The 25,640-nt window shown below is 56.2% G+C and carries 18 protein-coding genes; 15 read left to right on the plus strand and 3 right to left on the minus strand.

Features of this window, described 5'->3' with window-relative positions:
* Positions 1–74 precede the first annotated feature (74 nt).
* The 11 genes from F3J28_RS00460 (at position 75) to F3J28_RS00510 (ending at position 17,032) form a co-directional block, all read left to right on the plus strand.
* A complete protein-coding gene (locus tag F3J28_RS00460; RefSeq protein WP_166871675.1) occupies positions 75–5,042 on the plus strand; it encodes an alpha-2-macroglobulin family protein in 4,968 nt (1,655 codons plus the stop codon).
* Positions 5,043–5,053: 11 nt separating this feature from the next.
* Positions 5,054–7,381 carry a peptidoglycan glycosyltransferase PbpC gene (pbpC, locus tag F3J28_RS00465; protein ID WP_166871678.1) on the plus strand — a complete coding sequence of 776 codons (2,328 nt, stop codon included), beginning with the start codon at positions 5,054–5,056 and terminating at the stop codon, positions 7,379–7,381.
* A 169-nt stretch (positions 7,382–7,550) separates the two neighbouring features.
* Positions 7,551–7,982 (plus strand): nucleoside-diphosphate kinase, encoded by a 432-nt coding sequence (ndk, locus tag F3J28_RS00470; RefSeq protein WP_039296136.1) that lies wholly within the window; start codon positions 7,551–7,553, stop codon positions 7,980–7,982.
* A 178-nt stretch (positions 7,983–8,160) separates the two neighbouring features.
* Complete coding sequence (gene rlmN / locus F3J28_RS00475) at positions 8,161–9,324, plus strand: dual-specificity RNA methyltransferase RlmN (RefSeq protein ID WP_008459410.1); 1,164 nt, start codon at positions 8,161–8,163, stop codon at positions 9,322–9,324.
* A gap of 422 nt (positions 9,325–9,746) precedes the next feature.
* A complete protein-coding gene (rodZ, locus tag F3J28_RS00480) occupies positions 9,747–10,736 on the plus strand; it encodes a cytoskeleton protein RodZ (protein ID WP_166871681.1) in 990 nt (329 codons plus the stop codon).
* A gap of 38 nt (positions 10,737–10,774) precedes the next feature.
* Complete coding sequence (gene ispG, locus F3J28_RS00485) at positions 10,775–11,896, plus strand: flavodoxin-dependent (E)-4-hydroxy-3-methylbut-2-enyl-diphosphate synthase (RefSeq protein WP_008459408.1); 1,122 nt, start codon at positions 10,775–10,777, stop codon at positions 11,894–11,896.
* 115 nt (positions 11,897–12,011) lie between these two features.
* A complete protein-coding gene (gene hisS / locus F3J28_RS00490) occupies positions 12,012–13,286 on the plus strand; it encodes a histidine--tRNA ligase (protein WP_008459407.1) in 1,275 nt (424 codons plus the stop codon).
* 35 nt (positions 13,287–13,321) lie between these two features.
* A complete protein-coding gene (locus tag F3J28_RS00495; protein ID WP_166871684.1) occupies positions 13,322–13,942 on the plus strand; it encodes a YfgM family protein in 621 nt (206 codons plus the stop codon).
* A 10-nt stretch (positions 13,943–13,952) separates the two neighbouring features.
* A complete protein-coding gene (bamB, locus tag F3J28_RS00500; protein ID WP_166871687.1) occupies positions 13,953–15,134 on the plus strand; it encodes an outer membrane protein assembly factor BamB in 1,182 nt (393 codons plus the stop codon).
* A 123-nt stretch (positions 15,135–15,257) separates the two neighbouring features.
* Positions 15,258–16,763, plus strand: coding sequence for a ribosome biogenesis GTPase Der (gene der / locus F3J28_RS00505; protein ID WP_039305677.1), 1,506 nt, complete (start codon positions 15,258–15,260; stop codon positions 16,761–16,763).
* Positions 16,764–16,810: 47 nt separating this feature from the next.
* The gene (locus F3J28_RS00510) at positions 16,811–17,032 is read left to right on the plus strand and encodes a zinc ribbon domain-containing protein (protein ID WP_166871691.1); all 222 of its coding nucleotides are present in this window, start codon (positions 16,811–16,813) and stop codon (positions 17,030–17,032) included.
* 5 nt (positions 17,033–17,037) lie between these two features.
* Here F3J28_RS00510 and xseA read toward each other — a convergent pair whose 3' ends face one another.
* Positions 17,038–18,423: an exodeoxyribonuclease VII large subunit gene (gene xseA / locus F3J28_RS00515; protein WP_166871694.1), complete on the minus strand. Its 1,386-nt coding sequence runs from the start codon at positions 18,421–18,423 to the stop codon at positions 17,038–17,040.
* A gap of 170 nt (positions 18,424–18,593) precedes the next feature.
* Here xseA and guaB point away from each other — a divergent pair, with 170 nt between their 5' ends.
* The 3 genes from guaB to F3J28_RS00530 all read left to right on the plus strand — a co-directional run bounded on the left by guaB (position 18,594) and on the right by F3J28_RS00530 (position 22,333).
* Positions 18,594–20,060: an IMP dehydrogenase gene (gene guaB / locus F3J28_RS00520; protein WP_166871697.1), complete on the plus strand. Its 1,467-nt coding sequence runs from the start codon at positions 18,594–18,596 to the stop codon at positions 20,058–20,060.
* Between the two features lie 66 nt (positions 20,061–20,126).
* Positions 20,127–21,704 carry a glutamine-hydrolyzing GMP synthase gene (guaA, locus tag F3J28_RS00525; RefSeq protein WP_008459400.1) on the plus strand — a complete coding sequence of 526 codons (1,578 nt, stop codon included), beginning with the start codon at positions 20,127–20,129 and terminating at the stop codon, positions 21,702–21,704.
* A gap of 416 nt (positions 21,705–22,120) precedes the next feature.
* On the plus strand, positions 22,121–22,333 hold the full coding sequence (locus F3J28_RS00530) for a hypothetical protein (RefSeq protein WP_166871700.1): 213 nt from the start codon (positions 22,121–22,123) through the stop codon (positions 22,331–22,333).
* 24 nt (positions 22,334–22,357) lie between these two features.
* On the opposite strand, the gene F3J28_RS00535 is transcribed toward F3J28_RS00530, so the two are convergent.
* Complete coding sequence (locus F3J28_RS00535) at positions 22,358–23,158, minus strand: SDR family NAD(P)-dependent oxidoreductase (protein WP_205247055.1); 801 nt, start codon at positions 23,156–23,158, stop codon at positions 22,358–22,360.
* A 145-nt stretch (positions 23,159–23,303) separates the two neighbouring features.
* Here F3J28_RS00535 and F3J28_RS00540 point away from each other — a divergent pair, with 145 nt between their 5' ends.
* Positions 23,304–24,251 (plus strand): GlxA family transcriptional regulator, encoded by a 948-nt coding sequence (locus F3J28_RS00540; RefSeq protein WP_166871703.1) that lies wholly within the window; start codon positions 23,304–23,306, stop codon positions 24,249–24,251.
* A 337-nt stretch (positions 24,252–24,588) separates the two neighbouring features.
* On the opposite strand, the gene F3J28_RS00545 is transcribed toward F3J28_RS00540, so the two are convergent.
* Positions 24,589–25,515 (minus strand): AraC family transcriptional regulator, encoded by a 927-nt coding sequence (locus F3J28_RS00545; RefSeq protein WP_205247056.1) that lies wholly within the window; start codon positions 25,513–25,515, stop codon positions 24,589–24,591.
* Positions 25,516–25,640: the final 125 nt, after the last annotated feature.

Here is a 25,640-nt window from a genome sequence, read left to right on the forward strand (position 1 = left end):
CGCTTTTCTGGCTAATCCGCATAATACTTGCTCTACGTAATGTTTGGCGGCCCTTATTGGCCAGGGATGAAAGAATGAATGCACTACGTTTGACGAGCCTTGCCGTACTGGTTTGCGGCCTGCTTGCGCTTTCCGGCTGTGACGATAAAAACAATCAGCAAACCGTTCAGCCCACCGCCTCTGCAGCAGCGGAACAAAACAGTAAGGCTGAAACTAAGCCGGATGCAGCTCAACTGGAAAAACTGGCTCAGCAGTCTGCGGGGAAGCCGCTGAAGCTGCTCGATGCCTCTGAAGTTCAGCTGGACGGTGCCAGTACGTTAGTGCTGACCTTCTCGATTCCGCTCGACCCCAATCAGGACTTCAATAAAGTTGCCCATCTGGTGGATAAAACCAGCGGCAAAGTGGACGGTGCCTGGGAGCTTTCCAGTGACCTAAAAGAACTTCGTCTGCGGCATCTGGAGCCCAAACGCACGCTGATTGTGACCGTAGACAGCGGGCTGCTTGCGCTCAATAAAGCGACGCTCGAAGATGGCTTTGAAAAGCAAATTGCCACGCGTGATATTCAGCCGAGTGTTGGCTTTGCCAGCCGGGGCTCCTTGCTGCCGACTAAAGTGATTGCGGGATTGCCGGTGATGGCGCTTAACGTCGATAACGTTGACGTTAACTTTTATCGCATTAAAGACAGCTCCCTAAGCGCGTTTGTCAGCCAGTGGCAGTACCGTAACTCGGTTTCAAACTGGGAATCTGACAACCTGCTGAAACTGGCCGACTTGGTTTACACCGGGCGTTTTGACCTAAATCCTGCGCGAAATACCCGTGAGAAGCTAATGCTGCCGCTGGGTGATATCAAACCTCTCCAGCAGCCCGGCGTCTATCTCGCCATCATGAGCCAGGCCGGGCATTACGCCTACAGCAACGCTGCAACCCTGTTCACGCTGAGTGATGTTGGTGTTTCGGTGCATCGCTACCACGACAGAATTGACGTCTTTACTCAAAGCCTGGAGAACGGTGCCGCGCAGTCGGGTGTGGAGATTGCGCTGTTGAACGAAAAAGGCCAAACGGTAGGGCAAACGAAAAGTGATAGTGACGGGCATGCCACGCTTGAGAAGCTGAACAAAGGCACGCTGCTGCTGGCGCGCAATGGTGAGCAAACCACGCTGCTCGATCTCAGCCGCCCGGCTCTGGATCTGGCAGAGTTTGATATTGCCGGTGAGCAAGGCTACAGCAAACAGTTCTTCATGTTTGGCCCAAGAGATCTCTATCGCCCCGGAGAGTCTGTCATCGTGAATGCTCTGCTCAGGGATGGGGATGGCAAACCGCTCCCGCCGCAGCCGGTGAAGCTTGAGGTCGTAAAACCGGACGGCCAGGTTACCCGCACCGAAGTGTGGCAGTCTGCCAACGGACTTTATCAATTTACCTGGCCTCTGAGTGAAAGCGCGGCAACCGGTAACTGGCAAATGCGGGTCAACACCGGGGATAACCAGCCGCGTATCTGGACATTTAAAGTTGAAGACTTCATGCCGGAGCGTATGGCGCTGAATCTCACGGCGCAGAGCGCGCCGATAGCGCCTGAAGATACCGTCAATTTCGACGTTACCGGGCGCTATCTCTACGGTGCGCCAGCCGCGGGTAACAGCCTTCAGGGGCAGCTATTCCTGCGCCCTTTACGTGATGCCGTTGCAAAGCTGCCTGGGTTCCAGTTCGGCGATATCAATGAGCAAAACCTTTCCCGTAGCCTGGATGCCGTTGAGCTAACGCTGGATGAACAAGGGCACACGACCGTCAGCGCGGAAAGCCAGTGGGGGGACGTGCATTCTCCTCTGCGCCTTATTTTGCAGGCAAGCCTGCTGGAGTCCGGCGGTCGTCCGGTGACACGACGCGTTGAACAGGCTATCTGGCCAGCTCAGGCAATGCCTGGGATCCGCCCTCAATTTGCCAGCAAAGAGGTTTATGACTACCGGACCGACACTACCCGCACTCAGCCCATCGTCGATGAAGACAGCAGCGCAGGATTCGACATTGTGTATGCCGATGCGCAGGGGGAAAAGCTGGCGGTAAGCGATCTGGACGTGCGCCTGATTCGTGAGCGCCGGGACTACTACTGGAGCTGGGAAGAAAGTGAAGGCTGGCGGTCTCAGTACGATCAAAAAGATCTGGTGGAAGCCGAGCAGAAGTTGACGCTGGCTGCCGGAGAAACGGGCAAAGTTGCCTTCCCGGTAGAGTGGGGCTCGTACCGCCTGGAAGTTCGAGATCCAGAGAGCAACCTTGTCAGTAGCCTGCGCTTCTGGGCCGGTTACAGCTGGCAGGATAACAGCGATGGCACGGGGGCAGTGCGTCCGGACAGAGTGACGCTAAAAATAGATAAACCGTCTTACAAAGCTGGCGATACCATCAATCTGCATATTGCCGCGCCCGCCGCAGGTAAAGGCTATGCGCTGGTGGAATCCAGTGACGGCCCACTGTGGTGGAAAGAAATAGATGTTCCGGCAGGCGGCATGGATCTTGCCATTCCGGTAGATAAGAGCTGGCAGCGGCACGATCTTTACTTAAGCACCGTTGTTATTCGCCCCGGAGACAAGGCGCGTTCCGCCACGCCTAAGCGCGCGGTTGGGATCCTTCATCTGCCGCTAGGAGACGAGAGCCGCCGTCTCGATCTGACGTTGCAAAATCCAGCCAAAATGCGGCCTAACCAAAACCTGACCGTGAAGGTGAAGGCCAGCGTGAAAAATGGCGAAGTGCCGAAGCAGATCAACGTGCTGCTGTCCGCCGTGGATAGCGGCGTGCTTAATATCACCGATTACAAAACGCCGGATCCGTGGGACGCCTTCTTTGGACGCAAGCGCTATGGGGCAGATATCTATGACATTTACGGTCAGGTGATTGAAGGCGAAGGGCGACTGGCTGCTTTGCGCTTCGGCGGTGACGGCGATGAAGGCGATGAGCTAAGTCGCGGCGGTAAAAAGCCGGTGAATCATGTCACTATCATCGCTCAGCAAGCCCAACCGGTTGCGCTGGATGAAAACGGCGAAGGAACGGTGACGCTGCCGATTGGTGATTTCAACGGCGAGTTGCGGGTTATGGCGCAGGCCTGGACCGACGATCGCTTTGGTAATAGCGAAGAAAAAGTCACGGTTGCCGCGCCGCTGGTGAGCGAACTGGCCGCGCCGAGGTTTATGACGAGTGGCGATACCAGCCGCCTCGCGCTGGATCTCACTAACCTGACGGACAGGCCCCAGCAGCTTAGCGTGGTACTGAGCGCTCAGGGGCTGTTAGCGCTCAATGGCGCGTCGACGATGGACGTGAAGCTGGCGCCTGGTGCTCGCGGCACGCTGTTCATTCCCGTACGTGCGCTGGAAGGTTTCGGTGACGGTGAAATCAAAGCCGTGATTAACGGCCTCGCACTGCCGGGTGAAACGCTGGCTGACCCAATCAAACAGTGGAAAATCGGCGTTCGTCCTGCATTCCCTGCGCAGACGGTGAACAGCGGTGCCGTGGTTAAACCGGGAGAGACATGGACGCTTCCGCCTAAGCATCTGTCCGGCATTGCTGAATCTACCCTGGAAGGGCAGCTGCTGCTGAGTGGGCGTCCGCCACTGAACCTGGCGCGTTACATTCGTGAGCTAAAAGCCTATCCGTATGGCTGCCTTGAGCAAACGACCAGCGGTCTGTTCCCGTCTCTGTATACCAATGAAGCTGAACTTAATGCGTTGGGTATTAAAGGTATAACCGACCAGCAGCGCCGGACTGCCATTGATGTAGGGATTGCCCGCCTGCTTGAGATGCAAAGTGACAATGGCGCTTTTGGGCTGTGGGATAAAGCAGGGCCGGAAGAATACTGGCTGACGGCCTATGTCACGGACTTCCTGGTGCGAGCCGGTGAGCAGGGGTACAGCGTCAATGGGGATGCACTCAACAAGGCCAATCAGCGCCTGCTGCGCTATCTGCAGGATCCTGGTTTAATTGCCTTACGCTACAGCGACGATGCTCCGGCCAGCCGCTTTGCGGTACAGGCTTATGCCGGGTTGGTGCTGGCTCGTCAGCAAAAAGCGCCCCTTGGGGCATTGCGCGAGCTTTGGCAGCGCCACGATCAGGCGCGTGCCGGGCTGCCGCTCGTGCAGTTGGGCATCGCGCTGAAGTTTATGGGGGATGAACCTCGCAGCCAACAGGCGATTGCTTTGGGGCTGAAAACTCAGCGCAGCGATAAACAGATCTGGATGGCGGATTACGGCAGCGAGCTGCGGGATAAGGCGATGATGCTGAGCCTGCTGGAAGAGAACAAGCTGCTTCCTGACACCCAGAATCAGCTGCTGCTTGAGCTGTCTGACATGGCCTGGAGCCAGCGTTGGTTATCCACTCAGGAAACCAATGCGTTGTTTATTGCCGGTCACGGTCTGCAAAACGTGAAAGGCGACTGGCAGGCGCAGACATCGCTTGGTGCACAGCCACTGGCATCCAGTCAGTCGGTAACGCGCAATCTGAGCGCGCAGCAGCTTTCTGATCTGCAGGTGACCAACACCGGGATGAGCAGCCTCTATTTGCGCCTCGACAGCGCGGGATATCCGCAGCAGGCACCGGCGGCCTATAGCAATGTGTTGCATATTGAACGTCACTTCCTTGATGCGAAAGGTAACACCCGGCCACTGTCTTCGCTGAAAAGCGGTGAGCTGGTGATGGTCTGGCTGGACGTTTGGGCAGACAAAAACGTGCCGGATGCGCTGGTTGTCGATTTACTGCCGGCCGGGCTCGAACTGGAAAACCAGAATCTGGCGAACAGCAGTGCGAGCCTGAGCGACAGCGCGAGTGAAGTGCAGGCATTGTTGAACCAAATGCAGCAGCAGGACATACAGCATATGGAGTTCAGGGATGACCGCTTTGTGGCCGCATTGCCGCTTAATGAAGGCCAGCATGCGACGCTTATTTACCTGGCCCGAGCCGTTACGCCGGGAAGCTACACCGTGCCCGTACCGCAGGTGGAATCCATGTACGTTCCGCAGTGGCGGGGAACCGGTAGCAGTACCGGCACGTTGACCGTTGTGCCGTAAGCAGAACGTCGGTGCTTAACGGATCAAGGCTACGCTGGCGGCGGGGCTATCTCTGGCTGATAGTCCCGCTGCTGGTTGCTACTTTTATCTGGCTGGCGGATAAGCTTTGGCCGTTGCCGCTGCAAGAGGTCAATCCGGCCCGGGTGGTGGTGGCGGCAGACGGCACGCCGCTTTGGCGTTTTGCTGATGCCGAAGGGATCTGGCGTTATCCCGTCGTACTGAATCAGGTTTCTCCCCGCTACCTGGAAGCGCTAATCGGCTATGAGGATCGCTGGTTTTGGGATCATCCTGGCGTCAATCCGTTCTCTATCTTGCGCGCGGCCTGGCAGGATCTGCGCTATGGGGAAGTGATCTCTGGTGGCAGTACGCTGACAATGCAGGTTGCCCGCTTATTGGATCCTCATCCTCGTACACTTGGCGGCAAAATACGTCAGGTCTGGCGGGCCTTTCAGCTCGAGTGGCATCTTTCCAAAACGGAGATCCTGACGCTCTACCTTAATCGTGCCCCCTTTGGCGGCACGCTACAGGGGATCGGCGCGGCAAGCTGGGCGTATCTTGGAAAAGCGCCTGAGCAGCTAAGTTATTCAGAAGCGGCCTTGCTTGCCGTGCTGCCTCAGGCTCCCAGCCGCCTGCGGCCCGATCGCTGGCCTGAACGAGCGCAACAGGCGCGGGATAAGGTTTTACGCCGTATGGCGGAACAGGGCGTGTGGTCGCAAAAGCAGGTTGATGAGGCTTTACAGGAGCCTGTCTGGCTGGCACCGCGACAGATGCCGCAGCTGGCTCCGCTGCTGTCGCGGGCACTGGTATCGAAAAGCAAGTCAACGTTGATTGCGACCACGATAAATGCTCCTTTACAGCGCCAACTGGAAGAGCTGGCGCTGAACTGGAAATCGCGCCTGCCGCCTCGTTCCTCGCTGGCCATGCTGGTCGTTGATCACACTACAATGCAGGTTCGCGCGTGGGTGGGATCGGCGGATATTAACGATGACAGCCGATTTGGGCATGTCGATATGGTCACCGCGATTCGCTCGCCGGGGTCCGTGTTAAAGCCTTTTGTTTACGGCATGGCAATGGATGACGGGCTGATTCATCCGGCATCGTTGTTGCAGGACGTCCCGCGTCGGTTCGGTGATTATCGCCCTGGGAACTTCGACACCGGTTTTCACGGGCCGGTAAGCATGAGTGATGCCCTGGTGCGTTCGTTGAATTTGCCTGCTGTTCAGGTGCTTGAGGCCTATGGGCCGAAGCGTTTTGCCGGACAGATGAGTAACGTGGGGCTTAACCTTCGCTTCCCTCAGGGCAGTGAGCCCAACCTGTCGCTTATTCTTGGGGGCGGTGGCGCCAGGCTGGAACAGATAGTGGCAGCCTACAGCGCGTTTGCCCGTCATGGCAAGGCCGCTCAGTTACGGGTTTTGGAAAGTGATGTCCTGCGAGAGCGCCCTCTGATGTCGCCGGGAGCTGCGTGGGTGATTCGCCGTATTCTTGCCGGGGAGGCCCAGCCTCAGCCGGATGCTTCTTTACCTCCCGTCGTCCCTCTGGCGTGGAAAACCGGGACCAGTTACGGGTATCGTGATGCCTGGGCCATAGGCATTAATTCGCGCTATCTGATTGGCATCTGGACCGGCAGGCCTGATAGCACGCCGGTGGCGGGGCAGTTTGGGTTAGGGAGTGCCGTACCGCTGCTTAATCAGGTGAATAATTTGCTGCAGGCTAATTCGCGCGTGCAGCAGCTCCATTTACCGACCGATCCCCGGCCCACTTCCGTTACTGCCGCAGAGATCTGCTGGCCTGGCGGCCAGGCATTGCCTGCCGGGGATGTGAACTGTCGTCGACGGCTGGCAACATGGCTTCTGGACGATGCTCAGCCGCCCACGCTGCTTGCACCGGGGCAAGAAGGCGCTCAGGGAACGCGCCAGCTTATTTGGGTGGATGCGCAGGGTAAGCGAGTGGCAGCCGATTGCCCTGGGGCTATTCAACAGGCAGTTGCTTTGTGGCCATTGCCCCTTGAACCCTGGCTACCCCCGACCGAACGCCGTGCTGCTCGTTTGCCGGCTGTTTCAGCCAGTTGCCCACCACTACAGAAAGAGAGTGCAACGCCGCTGCTGCTGCTTGGCGTGCGTGACGGCACTATTTTGAAACGCTTACCGGGGCAGATGCAGCTCCCGCTACGGCTTTCCAGCCAGGGCGGGCAGGGCCAGCGGTGGTGGTTCATTAACGGAGAAAGCGAAGAGAGTAAAGGCGACGGGCTGGCCTTAATGCTCAATAAACCGGGCGACTATCAGGTCGTGGTGATGGATGAGTCCGGGCAGGTTGCCAGCGCGACCTTTACCCTGCAGTGACGACAAAACGTGAAATTCTACCCGCTGCAGCAATAGTGTTGCCAAAACTAATCTTATTTTAAAAAAATGTTATCTCCATCCATAGGCAACGACAAACTTGCTCTTTATAATCTGCGCCAATTTCATAACCGGGTTTCCCCGGACACACAGAACATCTACAGAGGTAATCATGGCTATTGAACGTACTTTTTCCATCATCAAACCAAACGCGGTGGCAAAAAACGTTATTGGTAACATTTATGCTCGTTTTGAATCTGCAGGGTTTAAAATCGTTGGCGCAAAAATGCTGCACCTGACCGTTGAGCAGGCTCGTGGTTTCTACGCCGAGCACGACGGTAAGCCGTTCTTCGACGGTCTGGTTGAGTTCATGACTTCTGGCCCAATCGTTGTTTCCGTGCTGGAAAGCGAAAACGCAGTACAGCGTCACCGTGACCTGCTGGGCGCAACTAACCCGGCTAACGCACTGGCTGGTACTCTGCGTGCAGACTACGCGGACAGCTTCACCGAAAACGGCACCCATGGTTCTGACTCCGTAGAATCCGCAGCCCGTGAAATCGCCTACTTCTTCGGCGAAGGCGAAGTGTGCCCACGCACACGTTGATATTTCTAAATCTGTAAGCGAATTTACACTTAATATCTTAGTTGTTCGCTTTCAGTCGTGGCATCTATGCCATAGAATTTGTACAATGCAACGCCCCCGGAAGAGCCTGCTCACCGGGGCGTTTCTTTTTCTAACCCTCCAGGGGCCATAACGTGTAACAACGAGGCCGGAAAACATTATGTCTGAAATGAACACGCCTGAAGCAACACCTGTTGTTGTTTCCAATAAAGCCGAAAAAATTAACCTGCTCGATCTCAATCGCCAGCAGCTGCGCGAGTTTTTCGCCGAGCTGGGTGAAAAACCTTTCCGTGCAGATCAGGTCATGAAGTGGATGTATCACTACTGCAGTGATGATTTCGACGAAATGACGGACATCAACAAGGTGCTGCGCAATAAGCTGAAAGAGATCGCCGAGATTCGTGCACCTGAAGTTGCTGAAGAGCAGCGTTCTGCTGATGGCACCATCAAGTGGGCAATTAAGATTGCCGATCAGCTGGTTGAAACGGTGTATATCCCGGAAGAAGACCGCGCCACGCTCTGCGTTTCTTCCCAGGTTGGCTGTGCGCTGGAATGTAAATTCTGTTCAACCGCGCAGCAGGGCTTTAACCGTAACCTGCGTGTGTCTGAAATTATTGGTCAGGTCTGGCGCGCGGCGAAGATTATCGGTGCCCAGAAGAAAACGGGCGTGCGTCCTATCACCAACGTGGTGATGATGGGCATGGGCGAGCCGCTGCTGAACCTGAACAATGTTGTTCCGGCGATGGAAATCATGCTCGACGACTTTGGTTTTGGCCTGTCCAAACGTCGCGTCACGCTTTCTACCTCTGGTGTGGTACCCGCACTGGATAAGCTCGGGGATATGATTGATGTCGCGCTGGCAATTTCGCTGCACGCGCCGACCGATGATATTCGCGATGAAATCATGCCGATCAACAAGAAGTACAACATCGAAACCTTCCTGGCGGCAGTTCGTCGTTACCTGGAGAAATCCAACGCCAACCAGGGCCGCGTCACGGTGGAATACGTTCTGCTGGATCACGTCAATGATGGTACCGAACATGCGCATCAGCTGGCTGAATGCCTGAAAGATACGCCATGCAAAATCAACCTGATTCCATGGAACCCGTTCCCGGGCGCACCATACGGCCGCAGCTCCAACAGCCGTATCGATCGTTTCTCAAAAGTGCTGATGAGCTATGGTTTCACCACCATTGTTCGCAAGACACGCGGCGACGATATCGACGCGGCATGTGGTCAGTTGGCGGGGGAAGTGATCGACCGTACCAAACGCACTATGCGTAAACGTATGCAGGGCGAACCTATTGCCGTAAAAGCTGTTTGATTGTAAATGGCGATTTGCCGCGCTGGGCGAGGGTGCCTGGCGCGGTATAAAAAACGGGCAAAAGTGCATGAACAGTCAATAACGTGGCCTAATACATCATTCAGCATAATAATTACGGTGCGTTTCTGGCGGCTTTAAGGCAGTATGTAGCGTCGCAACAACAGTTTAGTTGTGCCCATTTCGTAAAGTTAACGGACAGCCTGCCAAAGGCTGACTATGGTTAACTAACCGGCGAGTCCGGTAGCCCGTAAAAATGCCAGCTAGCGCTAACAGCATGGCGGGAATCGGGAATTTTTACTGAGGGCTAGCCTTCAGGTATCAGATTTGTTTCGCGGTGCGAGTCAATCTGACGTAGCGGAGACGCTGCGGTACAGGACTTGTGCCAAATTCTTTAATTTGAACAGTACCAGCAGTTGTAGCTAATGAATACTGAAGCCACTAACGAATCAAATGCAGCACAAACCACAGGCCAGCGTTTACGTAATGCACGTGAGCAAATGGGGCTCAGCCAGCAGGCTGTGGCTGAACGCCTGTGCCTGAAAGTTTCCACCGTCAGGGATATCGAAGACGACAAGGCGCCTGCCGAGCTGGCGTCGACTTTCCTGCGTGGCTATATCCGCTCTTATGCGCGACTGGTTCATATTCCTGAAGAAGAGCTGTTGCCGATGATGGCGAAACAGGCGCCGATTAAGGCAGCCAAAGTTGAGCCGATGCAAAGCTTCTCTCTTGGTAAGCGTCGTAAAAAGCGCGACGGCTGGCTGATGAGCTTTACCTGGCTGATTCTGTTCGTGGTGATTGGCCTGACCGGCGCATGGTGGTGGCAAAATCACAAAGCGCAGCAGGAAGAGCTGTCGACCATGGCCGATCAATCTTCCACCGAACTTTCAACCAGCGGCGGCCAGTCTGTGCCGCTGAACACCGGCAGTGATACGCCTGCCGATGCAACATCTACTACATCAACACCTGCGCAACCTGTTGAACTGCCTACGCCAGTGGAGAACACCGCTTCTTCTTCTGCGCCAGCTCAGCAAACCGCTGCTGCAGATGCGGCTCAGCAATCTGCCGTTGTGGCGCCAAGCCAGGCACCTGTTGATAACGCTCAGACAGCGCCAACCGCAGGCCAACTGCCAACCGACCAGGCTGGCGTGAATCAGACGACGGACGCCTCTCAAGGGCTGTCTATGCACTTCACCGCTGACTGCTGGCTGGAAGTGACTGACGCCAGCGGCAAAAAGCTGTTTAGCGGCCTGCAGCGCAAAGATGCGAAGCTCGATTTAGCGGGTAAAGCGCCTTATAAACTGAAAATTGGCGCACCGTCAGCAGTACAGGTTCAATATCAGGGCAAACCTGTGGACCTGAGTCGCTTTATCAGAACTAACCAGGTTGCACGTCTCACTGTCGGTGCTGAATAATCAGCGCCAGTTCAGACGCGTAATTGTGGAGATTTACCATGCATAATGCCGCACCCATCCAACGTCGCAAATCCAAGCGGATCTACGTCGGTAATGTGCCAATCGGCGATGGTGCCCCTATCGCCGTTCAGTCGATGACCAATACGCGCACCACCGATGTGGAAGCCACGGTTAATCAAATCAAAGCATTAGAACGCGTGGGTGCCGACATCGTTCGCGTATCCGTGCCGACAATGGACGCCGCAGAGGCGTTTAAGCTTATCAAGCAGCAGGTCAGCGTCCCGCTGGTCGCCGATATCCACTTCGATTACCGTATCGCGCTTAAAGTCGCAGAGTACGGCGTTGATTGCCTGCGTATTAACCCCGGCAACATCGGCAACGAAGAGCGTATTCGCTCGGTGGTTGACTGCGCACGCGATAAAAACATTCCTATCCGTATCGGCGTGAATGCCGGTTCTCTGGAAAAAGATCTGCAGGAAAAATACGGCGAGCCGACACCTCAGGCGCTGCTCGAATCCGCAATGCGCCACGTCGATCATCTGGATCGTCTCAACTTCGATCAGTTTAAGGTGAGCGTAAAAGCGTCAGACGTATTCCTGGCCGTTGAGTCTTATCGCCTGCTGGCAAAACAGATCGATCAGCCGCTGCACCTCGGGATCACCGAAGCGGGCGGCGCGCGCGCGGGTTCTGTCAAATCCGCTATCGGCCTCGGGCTGCTGCTTTCTGAAGGGATCGGTGACACGCTGCGCATTTCCCTGGCGGCAGATCCGGTGGAAGAGATCAAAGTGGGCTTCGACATCCTTAAGTCGCTGCGCATTCGCTCCCGTGGGATCAACTTTATCGCCTGTCCAACTTGCTCACGTCAGGAGTTTGACGTTATCGGGACGGTAAATGCCCTGGAGCAGCGCCTGGAAGACATTATCACCCCGATGGACGTTTCCATTATCGGCTGCGTGGTGAATGGCCCGGGTGAAGCGCTGGTTTCCACGCTTGGGGTGACCGGCGGCAATAAAAAAAGTGGTTTCTACGAAGATGGCGTCCGCCAGCGAGATCGTATGGACAACGACGACATGATTGCGCAGCTTGAAGCGCGTATTCGTGCCAAAGCCAGCATGCTGGATGAAAAACAGCGTATTGATATCCAACAGCTGGAAAAATAATGCGAAGCATGGGAAGCACAGGGCTTCCCGTGTATGATTGAGCCCGCACGGCCGTTTACCTGAGTAAGTGGCCTGATTTCGGGTTCATTTTTTGTATATAAAGCAGAGAACAAACGTGGCAAAAAATATTCAAGCCATTCGCGGCATGAACGATTATCTGCCGGGCGAAACCGCCATCTGGCAGCGTATTGAAGGCATTCTTAAGCAGGTGCTCGCGAGCTACGGTTACAGCGAAATCCGTTTGCCGATTGTAGAGCAGACCCCGTTATTCAAACGCGCTATCGGTGAAGTCACCGACGTGGTTGAAAAAGAGATGTATACCTTTGAGGATCGCAACGGCGACAGCCTGACCCTGCGTCCTGAGGGCACCGCGGGCTGCGTGCGTGCCGGTATCGAACATGGTCTTCTGTACAATCAGGAACAGCGTTTGTGGTACATCGGGCCGATGTTCCGCCACGAACGTCCTCAGAAAGGGCGTTACCGCCAGTTTAATCAGCTGGGTGTGGAAGTGTTTGGCCTGAACGGTCCGGATATCGACGCCGAGCTTATCATGCTGACCGCTCGCTGGTGGCGCGCGCTGGGTATTGACCAGCACGTCAGCCTGGAGCTGAACTCCATCGGTTCTCTGGAAGCGCGCGCTAACTACCGTGATGCGCTGGTAGCTTTCCTGGAACAGCATAAAGAGAAGCTGGACGAAGACTGCAAACGCCGCATGTACAGCAACCCGCTGCGCGTGCTGGACTCCAAAAATCAGGACGTTCAGGCTCTGCTGAACGACGCGCCTCAGCTGGGCGATTACCTGGATGAAGAGTCCCGCGAGCATTTCGCCGGTCTGTGCCAGTTCCTGGATGCGGCAGGCATTGCTTACACCGTTAACCAGCGTCTGGTTCGCGGCCTGGATTACTACAACCGCACCGTGTTTGAGTGGGTGACCAATAGCCTGGGCTCTCAGGGTACCGTGTGTGCCGGTGGCCGCTACGATGGTCTGGTGGAGCAGCTTGGCGGGCGCGCGGCGCCAGCGGTTGGCTTTGCCATGGGCCTCGAACGCCTTGTTTTACTGGTTCAGGCGATTAATCCTGAATTTAAAGCAGAATCCGTTGTCGATATGTACCTGATATCTTCAGGTCAGGGAACGCAGGGTGCGGCAATGCTGCTGGCTGAAAAGCTACGTGACCAGGTGCCGGCCCTGAAGTTGATGACTAACTACGGCGGCGGTAACTTCAAGAAGCAGTTCGTTCGTGCCGACAAGTGGGGCGCTCGCGTTGCACTGGTGCTGGGCGAAGATGAAGTCGCTAAAGGCGAAGTCGTGGTTAAGGATTTACGCACAGGTGAGCAACAAAACGTCGCGCAAGCCGACGCTGCCGCCCATCTGCAGGCGTTACTGGGTTAATTACCCGGTGATTATTCGTTAAGGAGAAGGACTGCGTGGAAGTTTACGAGAACGAAAACGATCAGATGGAAGCGGTTAAACGCTTCTTTGCGGAAAACGGCAAAGCGCTGGTAGTCGGGGTTGTGCTGGGTATCGGCGCTCTGGTGGGCTGGCGTTACTGGAACGGCCACCAGGACGACTCCATGCGTGAAGCCTCCCTGGCTTACCAGAATGTGACCAGCGCGGTGAAAGCAGACCAGCCGCAAACGCTGGAAGCGGTCGAGAAATTTGCCGCTAACAACAAAAACACCTACGGCGCGCTGGCGGCGTTAGAGCTGGCGCAGCAGTTCGTGGATAAAAACGAGCTGGATAAAGCGGCAACGCAGCTGCAAAACGGCCTTAGCAGCACCAAAGATGCGAACATGCAGGCGCTGATCAATCTGCGTCTGGCTCGCGTTCAGATTCAGCAGAAACAGGCTGATGCCGCGCTGAAAACCCTGGATAGCGTAAAAGGCGAAGGCTGGGTAGCGATGGTTGCCGACCTGCGCGGCGAAGCGCTGCTCAGTAAAGGGGATAAGCAGGGCGCTCGTGATGCGTGGAGCAAAGGTTCACAGACCAATGCTTCTCCGGCCCTGCGTGAAATGATGCAGATGAAAATCAATAATTTGTCCAGCTAAGAGGGACCCGATGCAATTGCGTAAACTATTTGTGCCTGGGCTGCTCTCCTTGACGCTGCTCAGCGGCTGCTCCCTGTTCAGCGGCGAAGAAGATGTGGTTAAAATGTCCCCGCTGCCAACGGTAGAAAATCAGTTCACTCCGGCAAAAGCGTGGAGCACGTCCGTGGGTGATGGAATCGGTGATTTCTACTCTAACCTGCATCCGGCGTGGCAGGGCAGCACCATTTATGCTGCTGACCGTCGCGGTACCGTGAAAGCGCTGAATGCGGATGACGGCAAAGAAGAGTGGAAGGTCGATCTCTCTGAGAAAACCGGCTTCTTCTCCAGCAATATTCCTGCTCTGCTGTCCGGCGGCCTGACCGTTGACGGCGGCCACGTTTATGTCGGCACCGAAAAAGCGAAAGTCTTCGCCCTGAACACCTCCGACGGCAGCATCGCCTGGCAGGCAAAAGTGGCTGGCGAAGCGCTGTCTCGCCCGGTTGTGAGCGACGGCGTGGTGCTGATTCATACCAGCAACGGTATGCTGCAGGCGCTGAACGAAGCTGACGGCGCGGTAAAATGGAGCGTTAACCTCGATATGCCTGCGCTCTCCCTGCGCGGTGAATCGGCTCCGGCCACCGCCTTTGGTGCCGCTATTGTCGGCGGAGATAACGGCCGCGTAAGCGCCGTGCTGATGCAGCAGGGCCAGCTTATCTGGCAGCAGCGTATCTCCCAGGCGACCGGCGCGACAGAAATTGACCGCCTGAGCGACGTGGATACCACGCCGGTTATCGTGAATGGCGTGGTTTATGCTCTGGCTTACAACGGCAACCTGACGGCGCTGGATCTGCGTTCCGGCCAGATCATGTGGAAACGTGAGATGGGCTCGGTGAACGACTTCATCGTGGACGGGAACCGCATTTACCTGGTGGATCAGAATGACCGCGTTGTTGCGCTGAACGTAGACGGCGGCGTAACGCTGTGGACGCAAAGCGATCTGCTGCACCGCAACCTGACCGCGCCAGTGCTGTACAATGGCTACCTGGTCGTTGGCGACAGCGAAGGCTACATGCACTGGATCAACAACGATGATGGGCGCTTTGTTGCCCAGCAGAAAGTGGATAGCTCCGGCTTCCAGACGACGCCAGTGGTTGCCAGCGACAAACTGCTTATCCAGGCAAAAGACGGCACGCTGTACGCCATCAAACGCTAAACTTGTCGGATAATCGTCACGTTTGAAACGGTTCCCGTAGTTCGGGAGCCGTTTTGGCTTTTTAAAAACAGCCGAAAATTGACGCTGTTTTATTAATAAATTTTGAGTAATGAGGCTTTTATAATGGTACCTGTGGTCGCGCTTGTTGGGCGCCCTAACGTCGGTAAATCGACCCTGTTTAACCGCTTAACGCGTACCCGCGATGCGCTGGTTGCGGATTTTCCGGGGCTGACTCGCGATCGCAAGTACGGTCGTGCGGAAGTCGAAGGCCGCGAGTTTATCTGTATTGATACCGGCGGTATCGATGGCACGGAAGACGGTGTGGAAACGCGCATGGCCGAGCAGTCGCTGCTGGCGATTGAAGAGGCGGATGTTGTGCTGTTCATGGTGGATGCACGTGCGGGCCTGATGCCTGCCGATGAAGCCATCGCTCAGCACCTGCGCTCCCGCCAGAAACCAACTTTCCTGGTAGCGAACAAGACCGACGGTCTTGACCCGGACCAGGCGGTGATTGACTTCTATTCTCTGGGCCTCGGCGAAATCCACCCGATTGCGGCTTCCCATGGCCGCGGCGTGACCAGCCTGCTGGAACACGTTCTGGTGCCGTGGATGGACGATATCGACCCGCGCGAACAGCCGGAAGAGATGGACGAAGACGAAGCCTACTGGGCCGCGTTTAACGCCAAAAACGGCATTGTGTCCGATGACGAAGAGTTTGAGGAAGAAGAGGAAGAAGAAGCCTTCAATCCTCAGGATCTGCCGATTAAGCTCGCTATCGTTGGCCGTCCTAACGTAGGTAAGTCCACGCTAACTAACCGTATCCTCGGCGAAGAACGCGTGGTCGTTTATGACATGCCGGGCACCACCCGCGACAGTATCTATATCCCGATGGAGCGCGACGAGCGTGAATTCGTGCTGATTGATACCGCGGGCGTGCGTAAACGCGGGAAAATTACCGACACGGTAGAAAAATTCTCGGTAATCAAAACCCTGCAGGCGATCGAAGATGCGAACGTTGTGCTGCTGGTTATTGACGCCCGCGAAGGCATTTCCGATCAGGATCTCTCGCTTCTGGGCTTCATCCTGAATAGTGGGCGCTCACTGGTTATCGTGGTTAACAAGTGGGATGGTCTGAGCAACGAAGTTCGCGAGCAGGTGAAAGAGACGCTGGACTACCGTCTGGGCTTTATCGACTTCGCCCGCGTGCACTTCATCTCCGCTCTGCACGGCAGCGGCGTAGGTAACCTGTTCGAATCCGTGCGTGAAGCCTACGACAGCTCCACGCGTCGCGTAAGCACCGCGCTGCTGACCCGCATCATGAACATGGCGGCAGAAGACCATCAGCCACCGCTGGTGCGTGGTCGTCGCGTTAAGCTGAAATACGCGCACGCCGGTGGCTATAACCCGCCAATTGTGGTGATTCACGGCAACCAGGTGAAAGATCTGCCGGACTCCTACAAGCGTTATCTGATGAACTACTTCCGCAAATCGCTGGACGTTATGGGGACGCCAATCCGCATTCAGTTCAAGGAAGGGGAGAACCCGTTCGCCGGGAAACGTAACACCCTGACGCCGAACCAGATGCGTAAGCGTAAGCGTCTCATCAAGCACATCAAGAAAAGTAAGTAATTCGGACGGGAGCATTAAGCTCCCGTTTTACTATATGGAGATAACGTATGGAACTGAATTGCCCTGCGTGTAAAAACGAACTGAAACAAACGGACGATGGGGCACACTGCGATGCCTGCGGGAAGGACTTCCGCCTCGAAGCGCTTTGCCCGGACTGCCATAAGCCGCTGCAGGTATTGAAAGCGTGTGGGGCGGTGGATTATTTCTGCCAGAACGGCCATGGGCTGATTTCTAAAAAGCGCGTGGAATTTATTCCCGCCGCGCTCTGAGTGGCTTATTCATTTTTCGCCGCGGGCTTGCGCTTCCGCGGTGCTTTCACCGGTTTAATGCCCGTCACCTGACTCTCGACCCAGCCATCATCCAGACGCGTGGTTAGCGTGTCCCCGGACTTCACCTGTTTGGTTTTCTTCAGCACTTTACCGTCTTCGGCGGTGGTCACGCTGTAGCCGCGGGCGAGCGTCGCCAGAGGACTAACGGCTTCCAGCTGAGCCAGCGCGGTGCCAAAGCGTTGTTTCGTCTGGCTAAGCTGAGCGCTTACTAACTGCGAGAGGCGGTATTCCAGCTGCTGTAAGCGGGACTGGGCGCGGTGAATGCGTGGCTGAGGTTGCTGCTGGTTCAGGCGCTGGCTAAGGCGCAGCTGCTGCTGACTAGCCCGGCGCATTTTTCCGTCCATTGCCACGGCCAGACGTTGGCGCAGTCGCTCAAGCGTGGTTTGCTGGCGGGCTAAACGTAGCTGAGGATGCTGCTGCTGCAGGCGGTGATGTAGATGGGTAAACCGCCGCGAGCGCTGGGCGAGGTAATAGTCCATCGCCATTTCCATACGCTGCTGCTGGGACTGGATTTGGCGCAGTAACTCCGTCTGATTACGGCTGACGATTTCTGCTGCGGCGGACGGCGTCGGCGCACGTAAATCAGCGACAAAATCGGCGATCGTGACGTCAGTTTCATGCCCTACGGCGCTAACTACGGGGATCTTGCTTGCGAAAATTGCCCGCGCAACCCGCTCATCGTTAAAGCTCCACAGGTCTTCCAGCGAGCCGCCGCCGCGCCCGACAATCAGCACGTCACATTCGTTGCGCAGGTTGGCCAGTTCGATGGCGCGCACAATTTGCAGAGGAGCGTCTGCGCCCTGAACGGCGGTCGGGTAGATGATGACCGGCAGCGACGGATCGCGGCGCTGTAATATATGCAGCACGTCATGCAGGGCCGCACCGGTTTTAGAGGTAATCACGCCGACCTGGCGAGCCGGAGCGGGCAGGGGCTGCTTGTGCAACGGGTCGAAAAGCCCTTCGGCGCTCAGCTTCTGTTTCAACTGCTCGTACTGCTGCTGCAACAGCCCTTCACCGGCGGGCTGCATGCTTTCGACAATGATCTGGTAGTCGCCGCGCGGTTCGTAAAGCGTGATGTTAGCGCGTACTAACACTTGCTGCCCGTGCTGCGGGCGGAAGGTCACGCGGCGGTTGCTGTTGCGGAACATCGCGCAGCGCACCTGGGCGGTATCGTCTTTTAGCGTGAAGTACCAGTGGCCCGATGAAGGCTGGCTGAAGTTAGAGATTTCACCGCTGATCCAGACCTGCCCCATTTCCTGCTCAAGCAGCAAACGCACCGTCTGATTCAGGCGAGAAACGGTAAAAATTGAGGGGGAATTTTGTGTCGACATGTGAGCTGGATCAAATTCTAAATCAGCAGGTTATTAGGTCGATAGTACCTTCCGTTTCGCTATTAGCAAGGAGTTTTGCGAAAAAAGTGTGGATGCAATCGCTTACGCTCTGTATAATGCCGCGGCAATATTTTATCTGTTCTCATTCACCCCCAGGTTGAGATATTGCCATGCTACGTATCGCTAAAGAAGCACTGACGTTTGACGACGTTCTCCTCGTTCCCGCTCATTCCACCGTTCTGCCGAACACGGCCGACCTCAGCACTCAGCTGACCAAAACTATTCGTCTGAATATCCCTATGCTGTCCGCAGCGATGGATACCGTGACGGAAGCGCGTCTGGCTATCGCTCTGGCGCAGGAAGGTGGCCTTGGTTTCATTCACAAAAACATGTCCATTGAGCGCCAGGCTGAAGAAGTTAAGCGCGTGAAGAAACACGAAAGTGGCGTGGTTACTGACCCGCAAACCGTGCTGCCAACTACCACCCTGCGTGAAGTGAAAGAATTGACCGAGCGTAACGGCTTTGCCGGCTACCCGGTCGTCACCGAAGATAACGAGCTGGTGGGTATCATCACCGGTCGTGACGTGCGCTTTGTGACCGACCTGACCCAGCCAGTTAGCGTGTACATGACCCCGAAAGAGCGTCTGGTTACCGTGAAAGAAGGCGAAGCGCGCGACGTCGTGCTGTCTAAAATGCACGAAAAACGCGTTGAAAAGGCGCTGGTTGTGGACGCGGGCTTCCACCTGCGCGGCATGATCACCGTGAAAGACTTCCAGAAAGCAGAGCGTAAACCTAACGCCTGTAAAGATGAGCAGGGCCGTCTGCGCGTTGGGGCTGCGGTTGGCGCAGGCGCAGGCAACGAAGAGCGCGTTGACGCGCTGGTCGCTGCTGGCGTTGATATTCTGCTGATTGACTCCTCTCACGGCCACTCCGAAGGCGTTCTGCAACGTATTCGTGAAACCCGTGCTAAATATCCTGACCTGCAAATCATCGGCGGTAACGTAGCAACCGCCGCTGGTGCTCGCGCCCTGGCCGAAGCTGGCTGTAGCGCGGTGAAGGTCGGGATCGGTCCTGGCTCCATCTGTACTACTCGTATTGTTACCGGCGTAGGTGTACCGCAGATCACCGCCGTGGCTGACGCAGTTGAAGCGCTGGAAGGCACCGGTATTCCGGTTATCGCTGACGGCGGCATCCGCTTCTCAGGCGACATCGCGAAAGCCATCGCCGCTGGCGCAGCTGCCGTAATGGTTGGCGGTATGCTGGCAGGTACCGAAGAGTCTCCGGGCGAAATCGAACTGTACCAGGGCCGTGCGTTCAAATCTTACCGCGGCATGGGTTCTCTGGGCGCGATGTCCAAAGGCTCTTCTGACCGTTACTTCCAGACCGACAACGCTGCAGACAAACTGGTGCCGGAAGGTATCGAAGGTCGCGTAGCGTACAAAGGCCGTCTGAAAGAGATCGTTCACCAGCAGATGGGCGGCCTGCGTTCCTGCATGGGCCTGACCGGCTGTGGTACTATCGACCTGCTGCGCACCAAAGCAGAATTCGTACGTATCAGCGGCGCGGGCATCCAGGAAAGCCACGTTCACGACGTGACGATCACCAAAGAGTCCCCGAACTACCGTATGGGTTCTTAATCTTTATGCACCCGGCTTTATGCCGGGTGTTTTTGTTTTGTATCACTTGCCTCGGAATTAACGTCAATGACGGAAAACATTCATAAACATCGCATTCTGATCCTCGACTTCGGCTCTCAGTACACTCAGCTGGTGGCGCGCCGCGTCCGTGAGCTGGGCGTTTACTGCGAACTGTGGGCCTGGGATGTTACCGAAGCTCAAATTCGTGAGTTCAACCCAAGCGGCATCATCCTTTCCGGCGGCCCGGAAAGCACCACCGAAGCAAACAGCCCGCGTGCACCTGAGTACGTGTTCGAAGCCGGTGTGCCGGTGTTCGGCGTTTGCTACGGCATGCAGACCATGGCCATGCAGCTGGGCGGCCACGTTGAAAGCTCTACCGAGCGTGAATTCGGCTACGCGCAGGTTGAAGTGAAAACCGACAGCGCGCTGGTTCGCGGTATCGAAGACTCCCTGAGCGCAGCCGGTCAACCGCTGCTGGACGTCTGGATGAGCCACGGCGACAAAGTCACCGCTATCCCGTCTGACTTCGTGACCGTTGCCAGCACCGAAACCTGTCCGTTTGCCATTATGGCCAACGAAGAAAAACGCTTCTACGGCGTGCAGTTCCACCCGGAAGTGACCCACACCCGTCAGGGCCAGCGTCTGCTGGAGCGTTTTGTACTGGAAATCTGCGGCTGTGAAGCGCTGTGGACCCCGGCAAAAATCATCGAAGATGCTATCGTCCGTATCCGCGAGCAGGTCGGTGACGACAAAGTTATCCTCGGCCTGTCCGGCGGCGTTGACTCTTCCGTCACCGCGATGCTGCTGCACCGCGCCATCGGCAAAAACCTGACCTGCGTGTTCGTGGACAACGGCCTGCTGCGCCTGAACGAAGCTCAGCAGGTAATGGACATGTTCGGCGATCACTTCGGCCTGAACATCGTTCACGTTGAAGGCGAAAACCGCTTCCTGACCGCGCTGGCGGGCGAAAACGACCCGGAAGCCAAGCGTAAGATCATCGGCCGCGTGTTCGTGGAAGTGTTCGATGAAGAAGCGCTGAAGCTGGAAGACGTTAAATGGCTGGCGCAGGGCACTATCTACCCTGACGTTATCGAATCTGCGGCCTCCGCGACCGGGAAAGCACACGTCATCAAATCTCACCACAACGTGGGCGGCCTGCCGAAAGAGATGAAGATGGGCCTGGTTGAGCCACTGCGCGAGCTGTTCAAAGATGAAGTGCGTAAAATCGGCCTCGAGCTGGGCCTGCCGTACGATATGCTTTACCGCCACCCGTTCCCAGGCCCAGGCCTCGGCGTTCGCGTGCTGGGCGAAGTGAAGAAAGAGTACTGTGACCTGCTGCGCCGCGCCGACGCTATCTTCATCGAAGAGCTGCACAAAGCCGACCTGTACAACAAAGTGAGCCAGGCGTTTACCGTGTTCCTGCCGGTCCGTTCCGTGGGCGTAATGGGCGATGGCCGTAAGTACGACTGGGTTGTTTCCCTGCGTGCGGTAGAAACCATCGACTTCATGACCGCGCACTGGGCGCACCTGCCGTACGATTTCCTTGGCCGCGTGTCCAACCGCATCATCAACGAAGTGAACGGCATCTCCCGCGTGGTTTACGATATTTCTGGTAAGCCACCGGCGACGATTGAGTGGGAATGATTTAACGTCTGGCAACAGCCTGCACGTATAAGCAGTAAAACATCTCTAAGCCCGCGTAAATGCGGGCTTTTTCACATCCTGGTCTGGCAATTTGGGGCATCGGCAGGCACCACTTTTTTATGGCATAGGGCATGGCACTGATAGCCGATAACGTATGGGGCTGGATCATTCATCGTGGCTCGCCTGTCGCCATGCCACCGAAGAAGATATGAAGAAAGCATGGAACGACTGTTGAGGCCATCCGCCGGTATTGCCGAGATGTTTTTTGAGATGCGCCGGGCGGTCCTTTTCAGCGAAAAGCCCGCACTCATTACATCGGACAATCCTGTGTTAGCGGGTGGTAATGCTGGGCGGCATCAAGGACTGAAGACCCAGATGCTATGGTTACATTCCCATTGAGTCCCACCCGAGTTTTGATGATGGACAATCGTCACAACGAACCGGATGCGCGCTTCTATCCTCTGAACCACGATCCTGTTGCCACCAATATGCTGATACGGAGGAACCTCATCGGGCATATATTCTCTCCGAGATATCCCGGTGAGGTGCGTGCGCAAATGATCGCCGATGCCGAGCGAGCAGGCTTCACCTGGTCCTTGGGTCGCCAGCGGTTTGTCGCTGCCGCCTAAGGACGCTAAGTGGAATGGCCAATATTAAGCGGAGTAGCGGAGCGCAGGGCTGTTGGTCAGGCAAGCTTGCCCGAGGTTACGCCGCGCCGTGGTGAAAGCCTCCCACGAAGTCAGATCGGGCAGGCCTGGAATGCAGATAGGCTCTTGCTTGTCGAACCCGATCAGAGCCGCCCCGACAAAATCCTCGCCTGACATGACCACGTGAGTGGGCAGAGTCTTGATGTCGATCCCCGTGGACGACCAGAAATCCGTTGCCGTTGCTCCCGGCATGAGCGCCTGAACGAAAACGCCGCGACCCTCGACCTCCTGTTGCAGGCTTTCCGTGAATTGCAGGACGTAGACCTTGCTGCCGCCATAGGCCGCGTTGTTGGGCCGAGGCAACCAAGCCTGAATGGAGGCGACGTTAACGATAGCCCCATTCGCCCGGCTGAGCATCCCCGGCAGTACGGCGTGGGTCAGGCGGGTTAGCGCGACGATATTGAGTGCGAGCAGGTTTCCAGCATCCTCCGCTGCTGACTGCGCCAGCAGACCAAGGCCGCCGACGCCAGCATTGTTCACCAGAACGCTGACCGTTTCATCGCCGCCGATGCGATCTTCCAACACCTTGAGGTCGCCCGGTTGGGCAAGGTCAAGCGCCAATGCCTCGACCTTACGGCCGGAAGCTTTGCGGATACGCTCAGCCTGTTGCTCCAGACGGTTGGCGCGGCGCGCAACGAGCAGTAAATCATATCCTCGCGCTGCAAGGCCCTCGGCATAGAGCGCACCGATACCCGCTGATGCTCCGGTTACTACAGCCAGACCAGCTTTGATTTCGTTTGCCATCATTTTTCTCCATAGAATGTTGTCTGATAGAGAGCGTAGCTTTCTCAATATAATGTCTGCAATGACATAGATGCCAAGATTTATGCCATTGAGCAAGGATGGCATAAAAGCGTAATATCACGTTATTTAAGACGGTCGAGGAAGAAACATGTTGACGATAGGGCTGGTAGTCTATCCCGGCTTTCAGGCGCTTGGGTTGGCGGTAGGCTCCGTGTTTGAATACGCGAACCTCTACGGTGATGGACCGACCTACGAGGTTGTTCTGGCTTCGGAGGCCGGTGGCCTTGTGCGCTCGTCGCAAGGGTTCGTCGTGGAAACATGCGCGCTTGGGGAGCGGCCATTCGACACACTTATCATAGTCGGCGACAACGACATATCGCCGCCTGGCCCGACCCTGCTAACCTACCTGCGTGACGTCTCCGGCAGGGTCAGGCGCATCGCATCCATCTGCACGGGCGCGTTTGTTTTGGCAGAAGCAGGATTGCTCAACGGCAAGGCCGCAACGACCCATTGGCATTATGCAGAGCGCATGAAGCGATCCTACCCTACGACCAGAGTCGAGGAGGATCGTATTTTCATCACTGACGGGCACATCTGGACCTCCGCCGGGATGAGTGCCGGGATCGACCTCGCTCTCGCCCTTGTGGAGAAGGATCTCGGACCGGAAATCGTAAAGCTCATCGCGAAAAAGCTGGTCCTCTATCATCGTCGCGGCGGCGGGCAGTCTCAGTTCTCCACTCTTGTGGACATGAACGCAAAGTCCGACCGCATCCAGAAGGTGCTGACATACGTGCGTGCGAATCTGAGGGCCAATCTATCGGTGGAAGCACTGGCGGATGTCGCAGGCATGAGTGCGCGCCAATTCAGCCGGGTGTTTCGCGTAGAGACAGGACAGTCTCCGGCGAAGGCCATTGAGCGCCTTCGCGTCGAGGCCGCGCGCATCATGCTGGAAACGACCAATCATCCGGTGGAAGTGGTAGCGAGAGAGGCCGGATTTGGCGATCGTGAGCGGATGCGTCAATCCTTCATCCGTGCCTTTGGCCAACCACCGCAAACTATCCAGCGGTCATCTGCCAGGAAGCAGCCTGGTGTATAGGGGTAAGGTAGGTTATCACCTAACGAGATCGCCAGAGAGCAAAGCAGGTATGGGCAGAATGGTATTTACTGTAAAATCAAATTATTATTTGGTGTTTTTCTTTTTTCACGTATACCAGATTCCCTACGGAATGATTTCCCCTAAGCCTATCCAGTACCGTCAAAAACTAACGCATCTGACTCATGGTTCGTGGCATGCACAGTAAACTAAGGTGATGCTATCCGTGTTGAAATATCGAACACGGAGGAGGGCGTATGAAAACACAGGACTGGCCTCCGGCGGCTATCATCGCCGGAGGCGTTATCCAGGGATTCCGGGCTGACATCCTCCGACTGAGCTACTGTGCCACGCCCGGCAGTGTAGGTTCGCGCAGGCTGCGTGGGGTTTTTCCCGTTACCCGCCGAAAGGCGGTGCTGAAGGCATTTTCCGAGGCGTAGCCCAGTCTTTCTGCCAGCACGTTCAGCGGCACATCGTCATCCCGCAGGGCTTTTTCTGCCAACTGCATGCGCCAGCGGGTCAGGTAGTTGAGTGGTGTACTGCCGACAACGTCACGGAAGTAGATGGCAAAGGAAGTGCGAGACATGGCGCAGGTTTTAGCCAGTTCTTCCACCGTCCATGCGTATTCGGGGGCGCCGTGAATACGGCGTAAAGCGGGGGCAAGACGGCGATCCCCGATGCCGCGTAACCAGCCCGCTGACATAGGGGCACCATCCTCAATAAATATCCGCAAAATTTGCACGAACATAAGGTTTACCAGATGGGAGGTGGCAATTTGTTGACCTGCAGCTTCGGGGCGGGCGCTCTCCTTAACGTACTGCGTGAGCAGCCATTTAAGGCTTTCCGCCTGCGGCTGAGAGGCGCGGATGTGTATCAGGGTCGGCAGGACGCTGGAGAGCAAATACCCGGTGGCGGCATCAAGCAGGACATGCCCACCAATCTGCACGCAATCCTCGGTGTGGCCAATAGTTTGTGTCTTTTTGCCTGCGAAAAGTGTTCTGGCATCTATGGGCTGCGCATCCAGCGTGGCGGCCAGGGTAAATGGCGTAGTGAGCGACAGGAGTAAGATATCGCCTTCCTGTACGTAAATCGGGGCTTCGCCTGACTCCAGAATCAGCCAGCATTTCCCCTTCAGCAAAGCGAAAAACTTGAGTTTGCACGGGGCCGGGAAGCGTATGGCCCAGCTACCTCCGGCGGTGAAGCCCCCGGCGACGGTGGGGATCACTTTGGTCAGAGACAGAATATCAGAGAGCGGATCTGAGTTCACGGGCATCCTCTTGGGCCTGCGTTATCTTCATGAAATTGATTATCCTCACCTGCATTGAAAAATCACTTCCCAATCTGCCTGTGGCGCAAATTTTTGAACGCTTGATACTGTTTTACGAACGAACT

This window comes from Enterobacter sp. Ap-1006, assembly GCF_011752835.1.
Taxonomy (GTDB): Bacteria; Pseudomonadota; Gammaproteobacteria; order Enterobacterales; family Enterobacteriaceae; genus Cedecea.

Bases quoted from the DNA above. Each gene is read 5' to 3' on its own strand.
- F3J28_RS00460 (WP_166871675.1), top strand. From the start codon at position 75: ATGAATGCACTACGTTTGACGAGCCTTGCCGTACTGGTTTGCGGCCTG.
- ndk (WP_039296136.1), top strand. From the start codon at position 7,551: ATGGCTATTGAACGTACTTTTTCCATCATCAAACCAAACGCGGTGGCA.
- rlmN (WP_008459410.1), top strand. From the start codon at position 8,161: ATGTCTGAAATGAACACGCCTGAAGCAACACCTGTTGTTGTTTCCAAT.
- rodZ (WP_166871681.1), top strand. From the start codon at position 9,747: ATGAATACTGAAGCCACTAACGAATCAAATGCAGCACAAACCACAGGC.
- ispG (WP_008459408.1), top strand. From the start codon at position 10,775: ATGCATAATGCCGCACCCATCCAACGTCGCAAATCCAAGCGGATCTAC.
- bamB (WP_166871687.1), top strand. From the start codon at position 13,953: ATGCAATTGCGTAAACTATTTGTGCCTGGGCTGCTCTCCTTGACGCTG.
- der (WP_039305677.1), top strand. From the start codon at position 15,258: ATGGTACCTGTGGTCGCGCTTGTTGGGCGCCCTAACGTCGGTAAATCG.
- F3J28_RS00510 (WP_166871691.1), top strand. From the start codon at position 16,811: ATGGAACTGAATTGCCCTGCGTGTAAAAACGAACTGAAACAAACGGAC.
- xseA (WP_166871694.1), bottom strand. From the start codon at position 18,423: ATGTCGACACAAAATTCCCCCTCAATTTTTACCGTTTCTCGCCTGAAT.
- guaB (WP_166871697.1), top strand. From the start codon at position 18,594: ATGCTACGTATCGCTAAAGAAGCACTGACGTTTGACGACGTTCTCCTC.
- guaA (WP_008459400.1), top strand. From the start codon at position 20,127: ATGACGGAAAACATTCATAAACATCGCATTCTGATCCTCGACTTCGGC.
- F3J28_RS00530 (WP_166871700.1), top strand. From the start codon at position 22,121: ATGATGGACAATCGTCACAACGAACCGGATGCGCGCTTCTATCCTCTG.
- F3J28_RS00535 (WP_205247055.1), bottom strand. From the start codon at position 23,158: ATGATGGCAAACGAAATCAAAGCTGGTCTGGCTGTAGTAACCGGAGCA.
- F3J28_RS00540 (WP_166871703.1), top strand. From the start codon at position 23,304: ATGTTGACGATAGGGCTGGTAGTCTATCCCGGCTTTCAGGCGCTTGGG.